Annotated in this window: 13 protein-coding genes and 2 rRNA genes; 9 read left to right on the top strand and 6 right to left on the bottom strand. The window is 70.8% G+C overall.

Annotated features, from left to right (window positions below; all coding sequences use genetic code 11):
* A 23S ribosomal RNA gene (locus ACFY5C_RS20355) occupies window positions 1-73 on the top strand; the annotation flags it as partial.
* Between the two features lie 85 nt (window positions 74-158).
* Window positions 159-275: ribosomal RNA gene (rrf, locus tag ACFY5C_RS20360) — 5S ribosomal RNA — on the top strand.
* Window positions 276-390: 115 nt separating this feature from the next.
* On the opposite strand, the gene ACFY5C_RS20365 is transcribed toward rrf, so the two are convergent.
* From ACFY5C_RS20365 to ACFY5C_RS20385, 5 genes are read right to left on the bottom strand one after another with little or no spacing between them, the layout of a single operon-like run.
* Window positions 391-1,701, bottom strand: coding sequence for a DUF58 domain-containing protein (locus tag ACFY5C_RS20365; protein ID WP_389446126.1), 1,311 nt, complete (start codon window positions 1,699-1,701; stop codon window positions 391-393).
* Complete coding sequence (locus tag ACFY5C_RS20370) at window positions 1,701-2,690, bottom strand: AAA family ATPase (protein WP_389446671.1); 990 nt, start codon at window positions 2,688-2,690, stop codon at window positions 1,701-1,703. The genes ACFY5C_RS20365 and ACFY5C_RS20370 overlap by 1 nt, the downstream gene beginning before the upstream one ends.
* Window positions 2,690-3,898, bottom strand: coding sequence for a DUF4350 domain-containing protein (locus tag ACFY5C_RS20375; protein ID WP_389446128.1), 1,209 nt, complete (start codon window positions 3,896-3,898; stop codon window positions 2,690-2,692). Before ACFY5C_RS20375 ends, ACFY5C_RS20370 begins: the two co-directional genes overlap by 1 nt.
* Window positions 3,895-4,620 (bottom strand): DUF4129 domain-containing protein, encoded by a 726-nt coding sequence (locus tag ACFY5C_RS20380; protein ID WP_389446130.1) that lies wholly within the window; start codon window positions 4,618-4,620, stop codon window positions 3,895-3,897. The genes ACFY5C_RS20375 and ACFY5C_RS20380 overlap by 4 nt, the downstream gene beginning before the upstream one ends.
* Before the next feature lie 4 nt (window positions 4,621-4,624).
* Entirely contained in the window at window positions 4,625-5,968 is a 1,344-nt protein-coding gene (locus ACFY5C_RS20385; RefSeq protein ID WP_389446132.1) for a glycerophosphoryl diester phosphodiesterase membrane domain-containing protein, read from the bottom strand.
* 140 nt (window positions 5,969-6,108) lie between these two features.
* Here ACFY5C_RS20385 and mtnA point away from each other — a divergent pair, with 140 nt between their 5' ends.
* The 7 genes from mtnA (at window position 6,109) to ACFY5C_RS20420 (ending at window position 15,367) form a co-directional block, all read left to right on the top strand.
* Window positions 6,109-7,260, top strand: coding sequence for an S-methyl-5-thioribose-1-phosphate isomerase (mtnA, locus tag ACFY5C_RS20390; protein WP_389446134.1), 1,152 nt, complete (start codon window positions 6,109-6,111; stop codon window positions 7,258-7,260).
* A 161-nt stretch (window positions 7,261-7,421) separates the two neighbouring features.
* Window positions 7,422-8,111 (top strand): two-component system response regulator MtrA, encoded by a 690-nt coding sequence (mtrA, locus tag ACFY5C_RS20395; protein WP_015659998.1) that lies wholly within the window; start codon window positions 7,422-7,424, stop codon window positions 8,109-8,111.
* A 1-nt stretch (window position 8,112) separates the two neighbouring features.
* A complete protein-coding gene (mtrB, locus tag ACFY5C_RS20400; protein ID WP_389446136.1) occupies window positions 8,113-10,185 on the top strand; it encodes an MtrAB system histidine kinase MtrB in 2,073 nt (690 codons plus the stop codon).
* Entirely contained in the window at window positions 10,175-12,019 is a 1,845-nt protein-coding gene (locus ACFY5C_RS20405) for an LpqB family beta-propeller domain-containing protein (RefSeq protein ID WP_389446138.1), read from the top strand. The genes mtrB and ACFY5C_RS20405 overlap by 11 nt, the downstream gene beginning before the upstream one ends.
* 302 nt (window positions 12,020-12,321) lie before the next feature.
* Window positions 12,322-13,410: a ComF family protein gene (locus tag ACFY5C_RS20410; RefSeq protein ID WP_389446139.1), complete on the top strand. Its 1,089-nt coding sequence runs from the start codon at window positions 12,322-12,324 to the stop codon at window positions 13,408-13,410.
* A 315-nt stretch (window positions 13,411-13,725) separates the two neighbouring features.
* Window positions 13,726-14,418 (top strand): ribosome hibernation-promoting factor, HPF/YfiA family, encoded by a 693-nt coding sequence (gene hpf, locus ACFY5C_RS20415; RefSeq protein WP_383616714.1) that lies wholly within the window; start codon window positions 13,726-13,728, stop codon window positions 14,416-14,418.
* 202 nt (window positions 14,419-14,620) lie between these two features.
* Window positions 14,621-15,367 carry a response regulator transcription factor gene (locus tag ACFY5C_RS20420; protein ID WP_062156068.1) on the top strand — a complete coding sequence of 249 codons (747 nt, stop codon included), beginning with the start codon at window positions 14,621-14,623 and terminating at the stop codon, window positions 15,365-15,367.
* 25 nt (window positions 15,368-15,392) lie between these two features.
* Here ACFY5C_RS20420 and ACFY5C_RS20425 read toward each other — a convergent pair whose 3' ends face one another.
* Window positions 15,393-16,592, bottom strand: coding sequence for a winged helix-turn-helix domain-containing protein (locus ACFY5C_RS20425; RefSeq protein WP_389446141.1), 1,200 nt, complete (start codon window positions 16,590-16,592; stop codon window positions 15,393-15,395).
* Window positions 16,593-16,602: the final 10 nt, after the last annotated feature.

A 16,602-nucleotide genomic window follows, 5' to 3' on the forward strand; every position in this document is an offset into this window, starting at 1 on the left:
GTTGATAGGCCGGATCTGGAAGCACGGTAACGTGTGGAGGTGACCGGTACTAATAGGCCGAGGGCTTGTCCATAGATGCTCGCGTCCACTGTGTTGGTTCTGAAACCACGAACAGCCCCGTATGGCCACATGCGGTGCGGCTGACAGTTTCATAGTGTTTCGGTGGTTATAGCGTGAGGGAAACGCCCGGTTACATTCCGAACCCGGAAGCTAAGCCTTACAGCGCCGATGGTACTGCAGGGGGGACCCTGTGGGAGAGTAGGACGCCGCCGAACAAATTGTGAGAAAGGCCCACACCTTATGGTGTGGGCCTTTCTGCGTTTGTGATGGTTTAAGCAATGCATGATTTCAGGGCCCTCCGAGGGGAGGGCCACGTCGAATGTCCTCCGGTTACAGGCGTCCCGCCGTTTTGAGGGCCAGATACGCGTCTGCCAGTGCCGGCGCGAGTTCTTCTGGTGTCGCGTCGACGACTGTGACGCCGTGACGGCGGAGTTGTTCTGCCGTGCGGTGGCGTTCGCTTTGGGCCTGGGCGGCGGCTGCGGCCTCGTATACGGCGTCTGCGTTTCCGCGTGCGGTTGCCATGTGTGCGATATGGGGGTCCGCTACTGATGCCAGTAGAACTGTGTGGCGCTGGGTGAGTTGGGACAGCACCGGGAGCAGGCCCTCCTCAATGGGGGCTGCGTCGAGTGCCGTGAGCAGCACGATCAGGGAGTGGCGGGGTGCCGTACGGAGAGCCGTGGCTGTGAGGCCTCGGGCGTCCGTTTCGATGAGCTCGGGCTCGAGTGTGGCCATCGCGTTGACCAGGGAAGGGAGGACGTCTCCTGCTGTGCGGCCCTGGACGAGGGCTCGTACTCGGCGGTCGTAGGCCAGGAGGTCCACGCGGTCGCCGGCGCGGGAGGCGAGGGCGGCCAGGAGCAGTGCCGCGTCCATGGAGGCGTCCAGGCGGGGAGCGTCGCCGACCCGGCCTGCGGAGGTTCGGCCGGTGTCCAGGACGAGGAGGATGTGGCGGTCGCGTTCGGGGCGCCAGGTACGTACGGCGACCGTGGACTGGCGGGCTGTGGCACGCCAGTCGATGGAGCGGGTGTCGTCGCCGGGGACGTATTCGCGCAGGCTGTCGAACTCAGTGCCCTCGCCGCGGGTGAGCACGCTGGTGCGGCCGTCGAGCTCGCGTAGGCGGGCCAGTTTGGACGGGAGGTGCTTGCGGCTTGTGAACGGGGGGAGGACCCGTACCGTCCAGGGAACGTTGTGGGTGCCCTGGCGGGAGAAGAGGCGTAGGGGGCCGTAGGAGCGAATCGTCACGCTGTCGGCCTGGCGGTCGCCGCGGCGGGTTGGGCGTAGGCGGGTGGTGATGCGGCGGCGTTCGCCTGCGGGGACCGTCACGTGGTGGCGGGAGGCTGCTACCTCTGTGCCCGGCTGCCAGCTGCTGGGGGGCCAGGCGTCGCGAAGGTGGGCGCGGAGGGGGCGGCGGGACGGGTTGGTGACCGTGAGGGTGACGTCGGCCGTTTCGCCGAGGCGTACGGAGGTGTCGCCGGAGCGGGTCAGGCCCAGGCGGCGTACGGGTGCGGCCAGCGCGAAGTCGCAGGCGCAGGCCGCTACGAGGGGGGCGTTGACCGCGAGGATCCCCGTCCAGCTGGGGTCCCAGATGCCTACGGGGACGGAACCCAGGGCCGCGAGGAGTGCGGCGCGTCCGGTGAGTGCCATCAGCGCGGAACGGGGACGTGGGCCAGGATCGCGCTGATCACGGAGTCGGCGGTGACGCCTTCCATCTCGGCCTCCGGGCGGAGTTGTACGCGGTGGCGGAGGGTGGGGAGGGCCAGGGCCTTCACGTCGTCCGGGATGACGTAGTCGCGGCCTGTGAGCCATGCCCACGCGCGGGCGGTGGCCAGGAGGGCCGTGGCGCCGCGGGGGGAGACTCCGAGGGTGAGGGAGGGGGATTCCCGGGTGGCTCGGCAGATGTCGACCACGTAGGCCGTGATCTCCGGGGAGACCGTCGTCTTGGCCACCGCCGCGCGCGCAGCTTCCAGATCTGCGGGGCCTGCTACGGGGCGTACGCCGGCGGCGCGCAGGTCGCGTGGGTTGAAGCCCTCGGCGTGGCGCGTGAGGACGTCGATCTCGTCCTGGCGGGACGGCAGCGGGATCGTGAGCTTGAGGAGGAAACGGTCCAGCTGTGCCTCGGGGAGGGGGTACGTGCCCTCGTATTCCACCGGGTTCTGCGTTGCCGCGACGAGGAACGGATCGGGGAGGAGGCGGGGGGTGCCGTCGACCGTGACCTGGCGTTCCTCCATGGCTTCCAGGAGGGACGACTGGGTCTTGGGGGGAGTCCGGTTGATCTCGTCGGCCAGGAGGAGGTTGGTGAAGACCGGGCCGGGCTGGAAGGAGAACTCGGCGGAGCGGGTGTCGTAGACGAGGGAGCCCGTCACGTCGCTCGGCATGAGGTCGGGTGTGAACTGGACGCGCTTGGTGTCGAGTTCGAGTGCGGACGCGAGGGCGCGCACGAGGAGGGTCTTGGCGACGCCGGGGACGCCTTCGAGGAGGACGTGGCCGCGGCACAGGAGTGCGACGACGAGGCCGGTCACGGCGGGGTCCTGGCCGACCACGGCTTTGGCGATCTCGGCGCGCAGGGCCTCCAGGGAGGCGCGGGCGTTGCCCGGATCCCCGGTGTTCCCGGCGTTGTCAGTGGTCGGGTCCATCATGGACGGCGTACCTCTCTTTCGAGGGCGTCGAGTTGGTCGGCGAGGGCGATGAGTGCTGCGTCGTCGCTGGGCGGCGGGCCGAAGAGGAGGGTGTGCAGGGTCTGTCCGTCCCCGTGCTGGTGGAGGTGGGCGGACAGGGCGGGGAGCAGGGCCTCGGGCGTGTGCGCCTGAGTGACGGGGACACCTACGAGGGGGGCGAGGCGCGTGCGGGTGGTGAAGCGAAGAGCGGCGGCCGCGCGGTCGCGGGCGTTCGCCTTGCGGTAGAGGCGGGCGCGGCCTTCGACGGTTTCGGAGGCGCGGATCGCCACGGGGAGTTTTTCGGGCACGAGGGGGCCGAGCCGGCGTGCCCGCCAGAGGGCGGCCAGGGCTGCGGCGATGAAGAGCTGCAGCGTGCCCCAGAGCCAGCCCGAGGGGAGCAGGTCCAGGAAGCTGCGTTCGTCGTCCGTGTCGGCGGCCGACGTGTCGGAGAGCGAGGGGAGGTACCAGACCAAATGGGGGCGGGAGCCGAGGAGTTGGAGGGCGAGCGATGCGTTGCCCTGCTCGTCGAGGCGGTCGTTGTTGAGGATGTCGGGCGCGCCGAGGACGACGGTGTCGCCGTCGCCGTCCCCGGTGGCGTCGGGGACGCGCAGCAGGGTGGCGAGGCGCTCGCTCGGGTAGCACTCGTCGGCGTCGAGGTGGGTGGTGGTGTAGCGGACGCCGCCCAGGTCGGCGGTGCCCGCGCGCTGGGCGGCGGGCAGGGCGCAGTCGGGGGAGAGTTCGGAGTCGAGGCTGGTGGCGGGGTCCGCGGTGACGCCGGGGACGAGCCGTTCGACGGACCAGCTGCCGGGGGCGACGAGTACGGTACGGCCGCCGGAGTCGGCGGTCGACGAGCGCAGCCAGGACTGCTGACGGTGCGTCAACAGGTCCGGGGAGGCGACCAGGAGGGTGGTGTCCGGGGCTGCGGCTGCGCGCGCGTCGTCCAGTGTGGTCACCACGCGCGTGTCCACGCCGCGGTCGGCGAGGAGTTCTGCGACGGCCCGGCTGCCCTTGGGGTCGGCGGAGCGCGGGTCGAGGGCGCCGTGCCGGGAGTCGGAGCGGATCGTGGCGATCACGACGGCCGCCACGAGCAGGAGTACGACGGCGAGGGCGATGCCTCGCGCGCGTGTCCAGACCTGGCGTGGGGTGGGCGAGGCCGAGGTGGACGTGGGCGTGGCCTCGGTGGTCATTCGGCGGCTCCCTGGCGGGCGTTGGGGGCCGTACTGGGGGCGCTGGTCGCGAGCTGCGGCTTGCTGTTCTCCAGGTCGCGGTCGAGCTCCGCGATGCGCTGGTACGCCTGCTGGGTCGCGGTCCTGCCGCCGTATGTCACGTCGTCGAAGTCCCGCGCGGCGGCGCGCAGTCGGTTTGTGTGTGCGGGCAGTGAGCGGCCTGCTTCGGCGGCGGCCTCGTCCGCGGTTCGGCCGGGGCGTACGTCAAGGAGTGCGCGCTCCTCGAGGGAGCGGACGATGGCGCGCATGCGTTCCTGGACGGCCTGGTTCCAGTGGCCCTGGGCGGCGTGTGCCTCGGCGGCGGCCCGGTGTTCGGCGGCGCTGCGGGGGCGCTCGTCGAACAGAGCGGCGGATGACGTGGGTTGGCGGCGCGGCGTGCCCAGGCGCCACCACAGGGCGCCGAGGACGGCGACGGCGACCAGGATGACGACGACCAGGCCGAGTGGTCCCCCGGGCGTCACGGTCGAGGCGCTGTTGAACAAGTCCTCGACCCAGTCCCAGAAGGCGTCCAGGGCCCGCTGGAACCAGCTGGGTTCGTTCTCGTGGTACATCTGCTTGGACAGCTCGCGACGGGCCGCCTCCCGCGCGGGATCACGCGGGATCGTCAGTGGTGGCTCGTCGGCCGAGCGTGCCGTCAGCGACAGTGCTGACGCTGTTGTGAGAACTCCCCCCGCCAGGCTCACCGGTTCAGCTCCCCGGGGTCCCGGTGCCGGTGCCGTGGCCCTGGACGCCGGCTGCGCGGGCCAGTTCGAGGTCGAGGGCCTCGCGGCGGATGCGCTGGTCGATGTAGAGCAGGACGGTGACGCCGGCTGTGATCGGGAAGGTGATCATGGAGCCGATCACCGAGCCGATGCCGCTGATGATGAGGAACGTCCAGCCGAAGTCGCCTGTGCCGTCGAGGAATGCGGTGGTGCCGTCACCGCTGAAGGCGGCGGCGAGGAAGGTGAAGGGGATGACGACGATCGCCGCGACGATGTTCGCGATGATCGTGGCCAGCAGCTGGATGCCGAAGACGCGCCACCAGGAGCCGCGGACCAGCTTCGCGGAGCGGCTCAGCGCCTTCATGATGCCCTGCTTCTCCAGCATCAGAGCGGGCGAGGCGAGGGAGAAGCGGAACCACAGCCACATCGCGACGATGCCCGCGCCGAGGATGCCCAGGATCGCGAGCGCCCCGCCCGCAGCACCGGAGCCCGAGGCGACCACGAGGATGCCGGGCAGGGCACCCACGAGGACCAGGCCGAAGGTCATGAGCAGCAGCAACAGGAGCAGGCCGAACAGGGGCAGCACCTGAGGACGGGCGTCGCGCCAGGCCTCGCCGGTGGTCACGGACTTGCCGAGCACCGCGCGGCTGGTGACCGTCGTCAGCAGGGCGGTCGCGATGATCGCGCCGATCACCGAGATCAGGAAGATCACGCTGGAGCTGAGCAGCGCGTCGCCGGTGGCCCGGGTGACCTCGCTGAGGGTGGCGTCCGGGTCGTTGAGGGCCTCACTGCCGGCGAGGTCGTTCAGGACGAAGCCCTGGAGGAGGATGACGAGGATTTCCGTCACGATCGCGACGGTCAGGGAGATGCCCAGGACCGTGCGCCAGTAGGTGCGCATGGTGGAGACCGCGCCGTCGAGGATCTCGCCGACGCCGAGAGGGCGCAACGGGATCACGCCGGGCTTGGCAGCGGGCGGCGGGCCGCCCCAGCCGCTGCCCCAGGCGCTGCCCCAGGCGCCGTATCCGCCGGGGGCGCCGTAGCCCTGGGAGTCACCGCCGTACCCGCCGCCGGCAGGAGGGGTGGTGCCCCAGCCCGGGCCGGGCGGTGGGGGTGGCGGGGCCTGGCCAGGGGCCTCGGGTCCGGTCGGGGCGGACCATTGGCCGGCCGGCGGCTGCTCCTTGGACCACTTCGAGCCGGGGCCCTGTGGGTCGGCTCCCGGTTGCTGCGCGGGGTCGGGACGGTCTGCGGGCTCGGCAGGGCCGGTCGCGCCGGGTTCCTGGCCGTCGGACGGGGCGGATCCGGGCGAGGCCCAGCCCGGAGTGTCTTTCATCGTCGCTCCTTCACGGTGCCCGTCCGCGGTCGCGGCGGCAGGTTGGCAGCCATCGTGCCATGGGGCGGCCGCAGAGGTACCGGCCGCGGTATGGGCTGCACACCTTCAATTGTCCGCCGGACACGGGGCAGACTGACCGCATGGCTGATCAGCACGCGCAATCCGGCGAGGACAGCAAGCCGCACGAGATCCCGGCGATCCGGTGGGACGAACCACCCGAAGGTCCCGTACTGGTCCTTCTCGACCAGACGAGGCTGCCGGCCGAGGAGGTCGAGCTGGTCTGTACCGACGCGCCCGCGCTGGTGGAGGCGATCCGTTCGCTCGCCGTGCGCGGGGCTCCGGTGCTCGGGATCGCCGGGGCGTACGGCGTCGCGCTCGCCGCAGCGCGCGGCTTCGACGTGGACGACGCCGCCGAGTCACTCGCAGGCGCCCGGCCCACCGCGGTGAACCTCGCTCTCGGTGTGCGCAGAGCTCAGGCGGCGTACCGGGACGAGCTCGCCGGGAGCGGGGATGCCGAGCGAGCCGCTGCTGCGGCGCTGGGTGCGGCGCGGGCGTTGCACCAGGAGGACGCCGAGGCCAGCGCACGCATGGCTGAGCGAGGGCTGGCTCTGCTCGACGAGCTGCTGCCCGGTGGTGGGCACCGCATCCTCACGCACTGCAACACCGGGGCGCTGGTGTCGGGCGGGGAGGGCACGGCGTTCGCTGTGGCGCTCGCGGCGCACCGGGCCGGGCGGCTCAGGAGGCTCTGGGTGGACGAGACGCGGCCGTTGCTGCAAGGGGCTCGCCTGACGGCGTACGAGGCGGCGCGCAACGGGATGGCGTACACGCTGCTCACCGACAACGCGGCGGGGTCCCTCTTCGCGGCCGGTGAGGTGGATGCGGTGCTGATCGGGGCCGACCGGATCGCGGCAGACGGGTCGGTGGCGAACAAGGTGGGGAGCTACCCGCTCGCCGTGCTCGCGCGCTACCACCATGTGCCGTTCATCGTGGTGGCACCCTCGACGACAGTGGATCCGGAGACACCGGACGGGGCGTCCATCGAGGTCGAGCAGCGTCCTGGCTTCGAGGTGACCGAGATCGTGGCGCCTCAGGTGCCGGTCGCGGGAGGGGAACCGGGCGGCGGGATTCCGGTGGCGCCCCTGGGGACCCAGGCGTACAACCCGGCGTTCGATGTGACGCCGCCCGAGCTGGTGACGGCGATCGTCACCGAGGAGGGTGCCGCGTCGCCCGTGACGGCCGAGGCGCTGGCCGAGCTGTGCGCCAGGTCACGGAAGGTGACGCCGACTTTGTGAGGCGGAGGTTGGTGTCACCAGTTCGGGCAGAGTGGGGTGAACCCTCTCAAATGTCACTCGCTGTGGTCTGAGTGAGGGCAGACAGTGGCGTCGGCGTACGACTAAGGTCACTGGCCGGTGACCTATCTCACCTGAGCCTTCGCCACTGTTATGAGAATGGGATGATGTCGTTTATGAAGGGACGAGTCCTTGTCGTCGACGACGACACCGCACTGGCCGAGATGCTCGGCATTGTGCTGCGTGGTGAAGGTTTTGAGCCGTCTTTCGTAGCCGACGGCGACAAGGCGCTGGCCGCATTCCGTGAGACCAAACCGGACCTGGTGCTGCTGGACCTGATGCTGCCCGGGCGGGACGGCATCGAGGTGTGCCGTCTGATCAGGGCGGAGTCCGGTGTGCCGATCGTGATGCTGACGGCGAAGAGCGACACCGTCGATGTCGTCGTGGGCCTGGAGTCCGGCGCCGATGACTACATCGTCAAGCCGTTCAAGCCGAAGGAGCTCGTCGCCCGGATCCGGGCGCGGCTGCGGAGGTCCGAGGAGCCGGCGCCCGAGCAGCTCGCCATCGGTGACCTGGTCATCGACGTGGCCGGGCACTCCGTGAAGCGGGACGGGCAGTCGATCGCGCTGACGCCGCTGGAGTTCGACCTGCTGGTCGCACTGGCCCGCAAGCCGTGGCAGGTGTTCACGCGTGAGGTGCTGCTCGAGCAGGTGTGGGGCTACCGGCACGCGGCCGACACGCGTCTGGTCAACGTGCATGTGCAGCGGCTGCGTTCCAAGGTCGAGAAGGACCCGGAGCGGCCGGAGATCGTCGTGACCGTCCGTGGCGTCGGCTACAAGGCAGGGCCGAGCTGACATGTCCGGGGACAGTGCCGCTTCGGCCCCCGGTCGGACCGGGGCCCGTCCGGAGCGGCCTGTCGGCCGGAAGAAGGCGGGCTCCCGCTGGGGACGATTCCTCGAGGGAGGGCTGCTGCAGGGCGGGGTGCAGGGCAGTCCGGTCCTTCGGCTCCTGCTGCGCTGGGTGCGCCGTCCGCTGCTGCCCGTCATGCGGCTGTGGCGGCGCAACATCCAGCTCAAGGTCGTCGTCACGACCCTGCTGATGTCGCTCGGCGTCGTCCTGCTGCTGGGCTTCGTCGTCATCGGCCAGGTGCGCAACGGCCTGCTGGACGCCAAGGTGAAGGCCTCGCAGAGTCAGGCCACCGGCGGGTTCGCCGCGGCCAAGAAGAGCGCCGACGAGGCCGCGGCCGGAGCCGTCGACGACGGCGGGACGGTCGACGGGCCTTCCGAGCAGAACGTCATCCAGTGGATGAGCGACCTCGTCTCCTCGCTCTCCAGCGGCGGCCAGGGCGCCTTCGACGTGGTGACCCTTCCTGCCTCCGCGGCAGGAGACAGCGGTGGCCGCGGGCCGCGAGCCTCCGGCGGCGTGGACCCGACGGCGAGCGTGCCCGAGGACCTGCGCGAGCGGATCGACAGCAACATGGGGGCTTTCCAGAGCTACACCCGCATCGTCTACAACCGCACCGCCGACAAGGAGGCCCAGCCGGCCCTGGTCATCGGCAAGCAGGTCAACGACCCCAACGGAGACCCGTACCAGCTGTACTACTTCTTCCCGCTCACCCAGGAGGAGAAGTCGCTGAGCCTGGTCAAGGGGACGCTGGCCACCGCCGGGCTCTTCGTCGTCGTACTCCTCGGAGCCATCGCCTGGCTCGTGGTGCGCCAGGTCGTCACGCCGGTGCGGATGGCGGCCGGGATCGCCGAACGGCTGTCCGCCGGGCGGCTGCAGGAGCGGATGAAGGTCACCGGCGAGGACGACATCGCGCGGCTCGGTGAGGCCTTCAACAAGATGGCGCAGAACCTTCAGCTGAAGATCCAGCAGCTGGAGGACCTGTCGCGGATGCAGCGCCGGTTCGTGTCCGACGTGTCCCATGAGCTGCGGACGCCACTGACGACCGTACGGATGGCCGCCGACGTCATCCACGAGGCGCGGGAGGACTTCGACCCGGTGACCGCGCGCTCGGCGGAGCTGCTCGCCGACCAGCTGGACCGGTTCGAGTCGCTGCTCGCCGACCTGCTGGAGATCAGCCGCTTCGACGCGGGCGCGGCGGCACTGGAGGCCGAGCCGATCGACCTCAGGGAGGTCGTCCGGCGTGTGGTCAGCGGAGCCGAGCCGCTCGCCGAGCGCAAAGGCACCCAGATACGCGTCGTCGGCGACCAGCAGCCCATCGTCGCCGAGGCCGACGCCCGGCGCGTCGAGCGGGTGCTGCGCAACCTCGTCGTCAACGCCGTCGAACACGGCGAGGGCAGGGACGTCGTCGTCAAGCTCGCGTCGGCGGGCGGGGCGGTCGCGGTCGCGGTGCGCGACTACGGCGTCGGACTCAAGCCCGGCGAGGCGACTCGCGTCTTCAGCCGCTTCTGGCGGGCCGACCCCGCACGCGCGCGTACGACCGGCGGTACGGGTCTGGGACTGTCGATCGCGCTGGAGGACGCGCGGCTGCACGGAGGCTGGCTCCAGGCGTGGGGCGAGCCCGGGGGCGGTTCGCAGTTCCGGCTGACCCTGCCCCGGACCGCGGACGAGCCGCTGCGAGGCTCACCGATACCCCTGGAACCCAAGGACTCACGGCGCAATCGCGGCCTCGATGACGCCGGACTGCCCAGCGGTGGCAGCGAGAAGGCGGCGACGGTGCCGGTCCAGCCCAACGGGGACCAGGCGCCCCCGAGGCCGTCCAGGGACCCGGTCACGCGGATGGGCGGGGCGGCCCCCAAAGCCGACCCGACGGCGCTGCCCGGCAACGGAGCGCGCGTGGTGCCCCGGCCCGCTTCGGGCGCACGGCGGCAGGAGGAGACGCCCGGTGGGCAAGAGCCGGCGAGCGAGGAAGCCGGACAGGACGGGGAGTCGAGCAAGCATGGGGAGGCATCTCGTGGCCGCTGACCGCGAGAGGGGCGCCACCCGGCGCGGGGCGGGGCGCGCGGTGGCGTACGCCGCCTGTGGCGCCGTACTGCTGACGGGGTGCGCCTCGATGCCCGACAGCGGCGATCTGCGGGGCGTCGAGTCCACGCCGCGACAGGACACGCAGGTGCGGGTCTTCGCCATGCCGCCGCACGAGGACGCCTCGTCCTCGGAGATCGTGTCGGGCTTCCTGGAGGCACTGACCAGCGACGATCCGGACTACGAGATCGCGCGCAAGTACCTGACCGAGGAAGCAGCGCAGAAGTGGCAGCCGCTGCTGTCCACGACGGTGCTCGCCGACGGACCGGGCACCGATGTCGAACGCGTCGGGGGCCGGGAGGAGACCGACAGCCTCTCCTACACGCTGACCGGTACCAAGGTCGCCCTGGTCGACGCGCAGCAGTCGTACGCGCCCGCCGACGGGGACTACAGCGAGCCGATGCACCTCATCCGGGACAAGAAGACGAAGCAGTGGCGCATCGACATCCCGCCGCGCGGCGTCGTCATGGGCAAGTCGGACTTCCAGCGCAACTACATGTCCGTCGACAAGTACTACTTCGCCACGAACACCACCCTCGGGACCTCGCCGCACACGGCGGCCGTCGCGGACCCCGTCTACGTGCGCAGGAACGTCGACCCGATGACGCAGATGGTCCGCTCCCTGCTCACGGGGCCCACCAGCTGGCTCAACCCGGTGGTCAGGTCGAGCTTCCCCACCGGCACGGCACTGAGGAAGGGTGTCACCGCGCTGACGCCCGACGATCAGAACCGACTGACCGTGCAGCTGAACGACAAGGCGGCCCGGGTCGGGCTGACCCAGTGCAAGGAGATGGCGGCCCAGCTCCTGTTCACCCTGCAGAACCTCACCCCCACCGTGGACGAGGTCGACCTGCGATCCGACGGCAGGCAGCTGTGCTCGCTCACCGAGGAGAGCGCGGAGGCCGTCGCCGCGCGCGGGTCGGTGGAGCGCGCCGACTACCTGTACTTCCTCAACGCCGAGCACCGGCTCGTACGGCTTCCCGCCGCTACCAGCGACACGGAGCCCGATCCTGTGCCGGGCGCCCTGGGCGACGGCGATGTGCAGCTGAAGTCCGTGGCCGTGTCGCGTGACGAGGACATGGCGGCCGGGGTCGGCCTCGACGGCAAGAACCTGTACGTCGGCGCGCTGGTGTCGGGCGGCCCGCTCGGAGAGCCGGAGCTGAGCAGCGCGGGCCCGACAGCGGAGGAGCGGCTTTCGGCGCCCAGCTGGGACGCCCAGGGCGACCTGTGGGTTGCCGACCGCAATCCCGGCAACCCCCGGCTGCTCCTGCTGGAGGAGGGCGTCGGCAAGCCTCTTGAGGTGAAGACGCCGCCGGGCCTCGAAGGGCGCATCGAGTCGGTGAAGGTGGCCGCCGACGGTGTGCGCATTGCGCTCGTGGTGAAGCAGGGCGAGAAGTCGTCGCTGCTCATCGGTCGGATCGAACGGGGCCAGGACGACAAGGCGGAGGAGCCCTCAAGCGTCTCGGTGCACGAACTGCGCTCCGCGACGCCCGAGTTGGAGGAGGTCTCGGCCATGTCGTGGGCCGGTGACAGCCGGCTCGTCGTGGTCGGGCGCGAGAAGGGCGGCGTGCAGACCATGCGGTACGTGCAGGTCGACGGCTCCACACCGGAGGGGCCGGCGCCCGCGGCCCTCAGCGGGGTGAAGGAGATCACCGCGTCCGAGGACGCGCGCCTGCCGCTGGTCGGTTACTCGGAGGACGGGATCGTGCGCCTGCCGTCGGGGGCGCAGTGGCAGAAGGTGGTGACGGACGGGGCGGCTCCGGTCTATCCGGGGTGAGGCTTTTCCCGGACCGCTGTTGGGATCGGGACGGGGAGTGTGGTGGCCGCTTTCGGCCGGGGTGAGTCTCCGGTCGGGGGCGGCCGTTTTGTGTTGGGTGCGGGGGTGCGGGGGTGCGGGGGTGCGGGGGTGCGGGGGTGCGGGGGTGTGCGGTGTGCGGTGTGCGGTGCGTGGTGCGTGGTGGGTAGGAACGCGGCTCGGTTTCGGGGCCGAAGTGGGCAGGCCGCATCGGGCCCGGGTTATCCACAGGCGGTTATCCACAGGGGTGGTCGGTCAGGGCCGACGTTGGCACAGTGGTGGGCATGCGGGGGTGGTGGCAGGACTTGACCGACCTGGTGCTGCCGGCCGAGTGCGGAGGCTGCGGAAGGCCTCGCACGGTGCTCTGCCCGGAGTGCCGTGCCGTCCTGAGCGGGGCCGTACCGAGCCGGGTGCGACCGGTGCCGGAGCCGCCCGGGCTGCCGGTCGTGCACGCGGCGGCCCGGTACGCGGATGAGGCGCGGGCAGTGCTGCTCGCCCACAAGGAGCGCGGTGCGCTGGCGCTCACAGCGCCGCTCGGGGCGGCACTGGCGGGGGCTGTGCTGGCCGGGCTGCAGGGGGCCTGTGCGTCTCGCGGCGGCGGGGCGTCGGGTCCGGCTGTGCGGCTGCTGTCGTCGCTGCCGCCGCCATCGGCTCCGCTTCCGTCCGCCGCGCCGGGCTCGCAGGTGAGGGTCGACGGTGGGCGGCGGTTGGGGGGCGCCGAGGCGCCTGTGCTGCTCGTCCCTGTTCCGTCCGCGCGCGGGTCGGTGCGGGCACGAGGGCATGATCCGGCGCGGAGGATCGCGCTCGCGGCGGCCGGTGAGCTGCGGCGGGCCGGGACGCCGGCGCGCGTGCTCGCTGTGCTGCGGCAAGGGCGTGGGGTGGCCGATCAGTCGGGGCTCAACTCCCGGCAGCGGCTGGACAATCTCGCGGGTGCGCTGGTGGTGGCGCCTGGGGGAGCGCGGCTGCTCGCCGGGGGCGGCCCCGTCGTGCTCGTCGACGACCTGATGACGACGGGCGCGTCGTTGGCGGAGGCGGCGAGGGCTGTGCGGGTGGCTTTGGCGGCGGCGGAGGGGGTGGGCTCCGGTGGTCGGGAGAGGGTGGGCCCCAGCAGTCGTACGGCAGAATCCGCAGCCCGGACGGACCCATACCCACGGCCAACCCCGGATCCCCGTGCGAGCGTTGGCCGGACAACAGCCGTGTACCGGGCGGGAAGTCGGGAAAGCACAGGGGAACGGAGAACCGGATCGACGGAGGGCAGAGTGCGGCAGTTGGGTGAGAGGCCGGGAATCATGGGCCCAGGACAGCCCCGAGACCTGATCTGCGCGGCTGTGGTCGCTGCGTCGCCGGATTCCTTCGAAATAAACCGGAACTGACTGAGAACTTGCATCGTTGCAGGTAACGAGAGGGTCAATTCACCTGAACGGAGGTACGCCGCAGTAGAGGGTGACGACATCCGTCCGGGCGAGATATGTTCGGTTGTGAGGGAAAGGCGCAGGCCATCCCCGTCATATCCGAATGCCGTGCCGTGGGTTTTGCGCAATCACCCGCGGCCATGGGGTGGAGATCTTGCCCATGGGGGAGGAGGAGGTGGAAGTCACCGAGTCCGAGGCTTCGGGGTTCCCCGGAGCCTGGTGCAAAAGGGAGATGCTCCGCCGATGGAGCGGGGCGATCCGGGAACGGAGTTCTGCGTGGACATCGTCGTCAAGGGCCGCAAGACCGAGGTGCCCGAGCGGTTCCGCAAGCACGTGGCCGAGAAGCTGAAGCTGGAGAAGATCCAGAGGCTCGATGCCAAGGTGATCAGCCTCGACGTCGAGGTGTCCAAGGAGCCCAACCCGCGACAGGCCGACCGCTGTGACCGAGTGGAGATCACGCTCCGCTCCCGCGGGCCGGTGATCCGGGCGGAGGCAGCGGCCAGCGATCCGTACGCGGCGCTCGACCTCGCGGCGGAAAAGCTGGATGCCCGGCTGCGCAAGCAGCACGACAAGCGTTTCTCGCGCCGAGGCGCACGCCGACTCACGGCGGCCGAGGTCCCCGACCACGTACCGGGCGCGGCGACGCTCAACGGCAATGGCCGCACGTTCCAGGAAGAAGAGCCGGACGGAATTCCCACCAAGAAGATCGGCTCGCTGGAAGTAAAGGGCGAAGGCCCCCTCGTCGTACGCGAGAAGACGCACGTCGCCTCCCCGATGACCCTCGACCAGGCCCTCTACGAGATGGAGCTGGTCGGGCACGACTTCTACCTGTTCGTCGACTCGGAGACGAAGGAACCAAGCGTCGTCTACCGGCGTCACGCCTACGACTACGGCGTCATTCACCTCAGCACGGACCCGATGGTCACCCAGGCGCAGGCCCCCGCGGCAGGCGGCACGCTGGGCGGCTGACCCACCCGGCTGACAGCTGAGCCGGTGCCCCTGGAGCGCGGTGTGCGCCCCCAGGGGCACCGGTGTGCGACCTCTTCGCGCCCCACTCGTCACCGTAGGGTCGACCCGGCATGGAATCATGGCCGCACCGGCCCAATCGTTGGGCCGCTGCCTTGGGTTGGCGATGGCAGACGACCAGCCACAGCCTTCAGGGGGAGGAACGATGGCGGACAGCTTCGGACCGATGCGGGACGAGGATGCCGACGGCGATGTCGTCGGCATGGGCCCGGACGCGGGCTCTCCACGCAAGGAACCGATCAGAGTCCTCGTCGTCGACGACCACGCCCTGTTCCGCCGCGGACTGGAGATCGTGCTCGCGGCCGAGGAGGACATCCAGGTCGTCGGGGAGGCGGGCGACGGCGCGGAAGCCGTGGACAAGGCCGCTGACCTGCTGCCGGACATCGTCCTGATGGACGTGCGGATGCCCAAGCGGGGCGGTATCGAGGCCTGCACCTCCATCAAGGAGGTCGCCCCCAGCGCGAAGATCATCATGCTGACGATCAGCGACGAGGAGGCCGACCTCTACGACGCGATCAAGGCGGGCGCGACGGGTTATCTCCTGAAGGAGATCTCCACGGACGAGGTGGCCACCGCCATTCGCGCGGTGGCGGACGGGCAGTCGCAGATCAGCCCCTCCATGGCGTCGAAGCTGCTCACCGAGTTCAAGTCGATGATCCAGCGCACGGACGAGCGCCGGCTCGTGCCCGCGCCGCGGCTGACGGACCGTGAGCTGGAGGTCCTCAAACTCGTGGCCACGGGAATGAACAACCGGGACATCGCCAAGGAGTTGTTCATCTCCGAGAACACCGTGAAGAACCACGTGCGCAACATCCTGGAGAAGCTGCAGCTGCACTCCAGGATGGAAGCCGTGGTGTACGCGATGCGGGAGAAGATCCTCGAGATCCGCTGAGGCCGGACGACCGGCCGCCTCGGGGTCACGCCAGCAAGCGAGTGAGTTCCATGGCGAGGGGCTCGCGCAGGTCGGATGCGTCGACCCGTTCCACGCGTACGTCCGTGCAGTCCACCCAGCTCGCCGCCTCCACCAGCGCCTGCGCCACCGCCGGGACCGCCTTCGGGCCGTCCAGGGTGACCTGCTTGGCGACCAGGGTGCTGCCCTCGCGGGCCGGGTCCACGCGACCGACCAGGCGGCCACCGGCCAGGACCGGCATCGCGAAGTAGCCGTAGACCCGCTTCTGCTTGGGGACGTACGCCTCCAGGCGGTGGGTGAAGCCGAAGATCCGCTCTGTGCGTGCCCGCTCCCAGATCAGGGAGTCGAACGGGGACAGCAGCGTCGTACGGTGGCGGCCGCGCGGAGGGGTCTCCAGGGCCGCCGGGTCGGCCCAGGCCGGCTTGCCCCAGCCCTCGACGGTGACCGGCACCAGGCCCGAGTCGGCGATCACCGCGTCGACCTGCTCGCCCTTGAGCCGGTGGTAGTCGGCGATGTCCGCGCGCGTGCCCACGCCGAGGGACTGGCCCGCCAGCCGGACCAGGCGGCGCAGGCACTCGGCGTCGTCCAGTTCGTCGTGCAGCAGTGCTTCCGGGATGGCGCGTTCCGCCAGGTCGTAGACGCGCTTCCAGCCGCGGCGCTCGACGCAGACCACCTCCCCGTACATCAGGGCGCGTTCGACGGCGACCTTGGCGCCCGACCAGTCCCACCACTCGCTGGTCCGCTTCGCGCCGCCCAGCTCGGTCGCGGTGACGGGGCCCTCGGCGCGGAGCTGCTTGATCACCTGGTCGTAGGCGCCGTCGGGGAGTTCGTGGTTCCAGTGGGGCCGGTTGCGGTAGGCGCGGCGGCGGAAGGCGAAGTGCGGCCACTCCTCCACGGGGAGGATGCACGCGGCGTGGGACCAGTACTCGAAGGCGTGCGGCTGCGCCGACGGCTTGCCCGCGCCGGCAGTCGTCCAGTAGGCCTTCTCGACCGTCTTGCGGCCCACCGCGCCCAGGCGGGCGTACGGGATGAGCTCGTGGGAGCGGGCCAGGACCGAGATGGTGTCGAGTTGGACCGCGCCGAGGTGGCGGAGTATGCCGCGGACGCCTGACCTGCGGTCGGGGGTGCCGAGGAAGCCCTGCGCGCGGAGGGCGATCCGGCGGGCCTCGTCGGCCGAGAGGTCGGTTGTGGGGCGCAGGGTCGTCATGGTCGGCACG

The sequence above is a fragment of the Streptomyces sp. NPDC012935 genome (assembly GCF_042900345.1).
Classification (GTDB): Bacteria; Actinomycetota; Actinomycetes; order Streptomycetales; family Streptomycetaceae; genus Streptomyces.

What these genes read in the sequence shown, in the direction of transcription:
- ACFY5C_RS20365 (WP_389446126.1), bottom strand. Translation starts at nt 1,701, where the DNA reads ATGGCACTCACCGGACGCGCCGCACTCCTCGCGGCCCTGGGTTCCGTC.
- ACFY5C_RS20370 (WP_389446671.1), bottom strand. Translation starts at nt 2,690, where the DNA reads ATGGACCCGACCACTGACAACGCCGGGAACACCGGGGATCCGGGCAAC.
- ACFY5C_RS20375 (WP_389446128.1), bottom strand. Translation starts at nt 3,898, where the DNA reads ATGACCACCGAGGCCACGCCCACGTCCACCTCGGCCTCGCCCACCCCA.
- ACFY5C_RS20385 (WP_389446132.1), bottom strand. Translation starts at nt 5,968, where the DNA reads ATGAAAGACACTCCGGGCTGGGCCTCGCCCGGATCCGCCCCGTCCGAC.
- mtnA (WP_389446134.1), top strand. Translation starts at nt 6,109, where the DNA reads ATGGCTGATCAGCACGCGCAATCCGGCGAGGACAGCAAGCCGCACGAG.
- mtrA (WP_015659998.1), top strand. Translation starts at nt 7,422, where the DNA reads ATGATGTCGTTTATGAAGGGACGAGTCCTTGTCGTCGACGACGACACC.
- mtrB (WP_389446136.1), top strand. Translation starts at nt 8,113, where the DNA reads ATGTCCGGGGACAGTGCCGCTTCGGCCCCCGGTCGGACCGGGGCCCGT.
- ACFY5C_RS20410 (WP_389446139.1), top strand. Translation starts at nt 12,322, where the DNA reads ATGCGGGGGTGGTGGCAGGACTTGACCGACCTGGTGCTGCCGGCCGAG.
- ACFY5C_RS20420 (WP_062156068.1), top strand. Translation starts at nt 14,621, where the DNA reads ATGGCGGACAGCTTCGGACCGATGCGGGACGAGGATGCCGACGGCGAT.
- ACFY5C_RS20425 (WP_389446141.1), bottom strand. Translation starts at nt 16,592, where the DNA reads ATGACGACCCTGCGCCCCACAACCGACCTCTCGGCCGACGAGGCCCGC.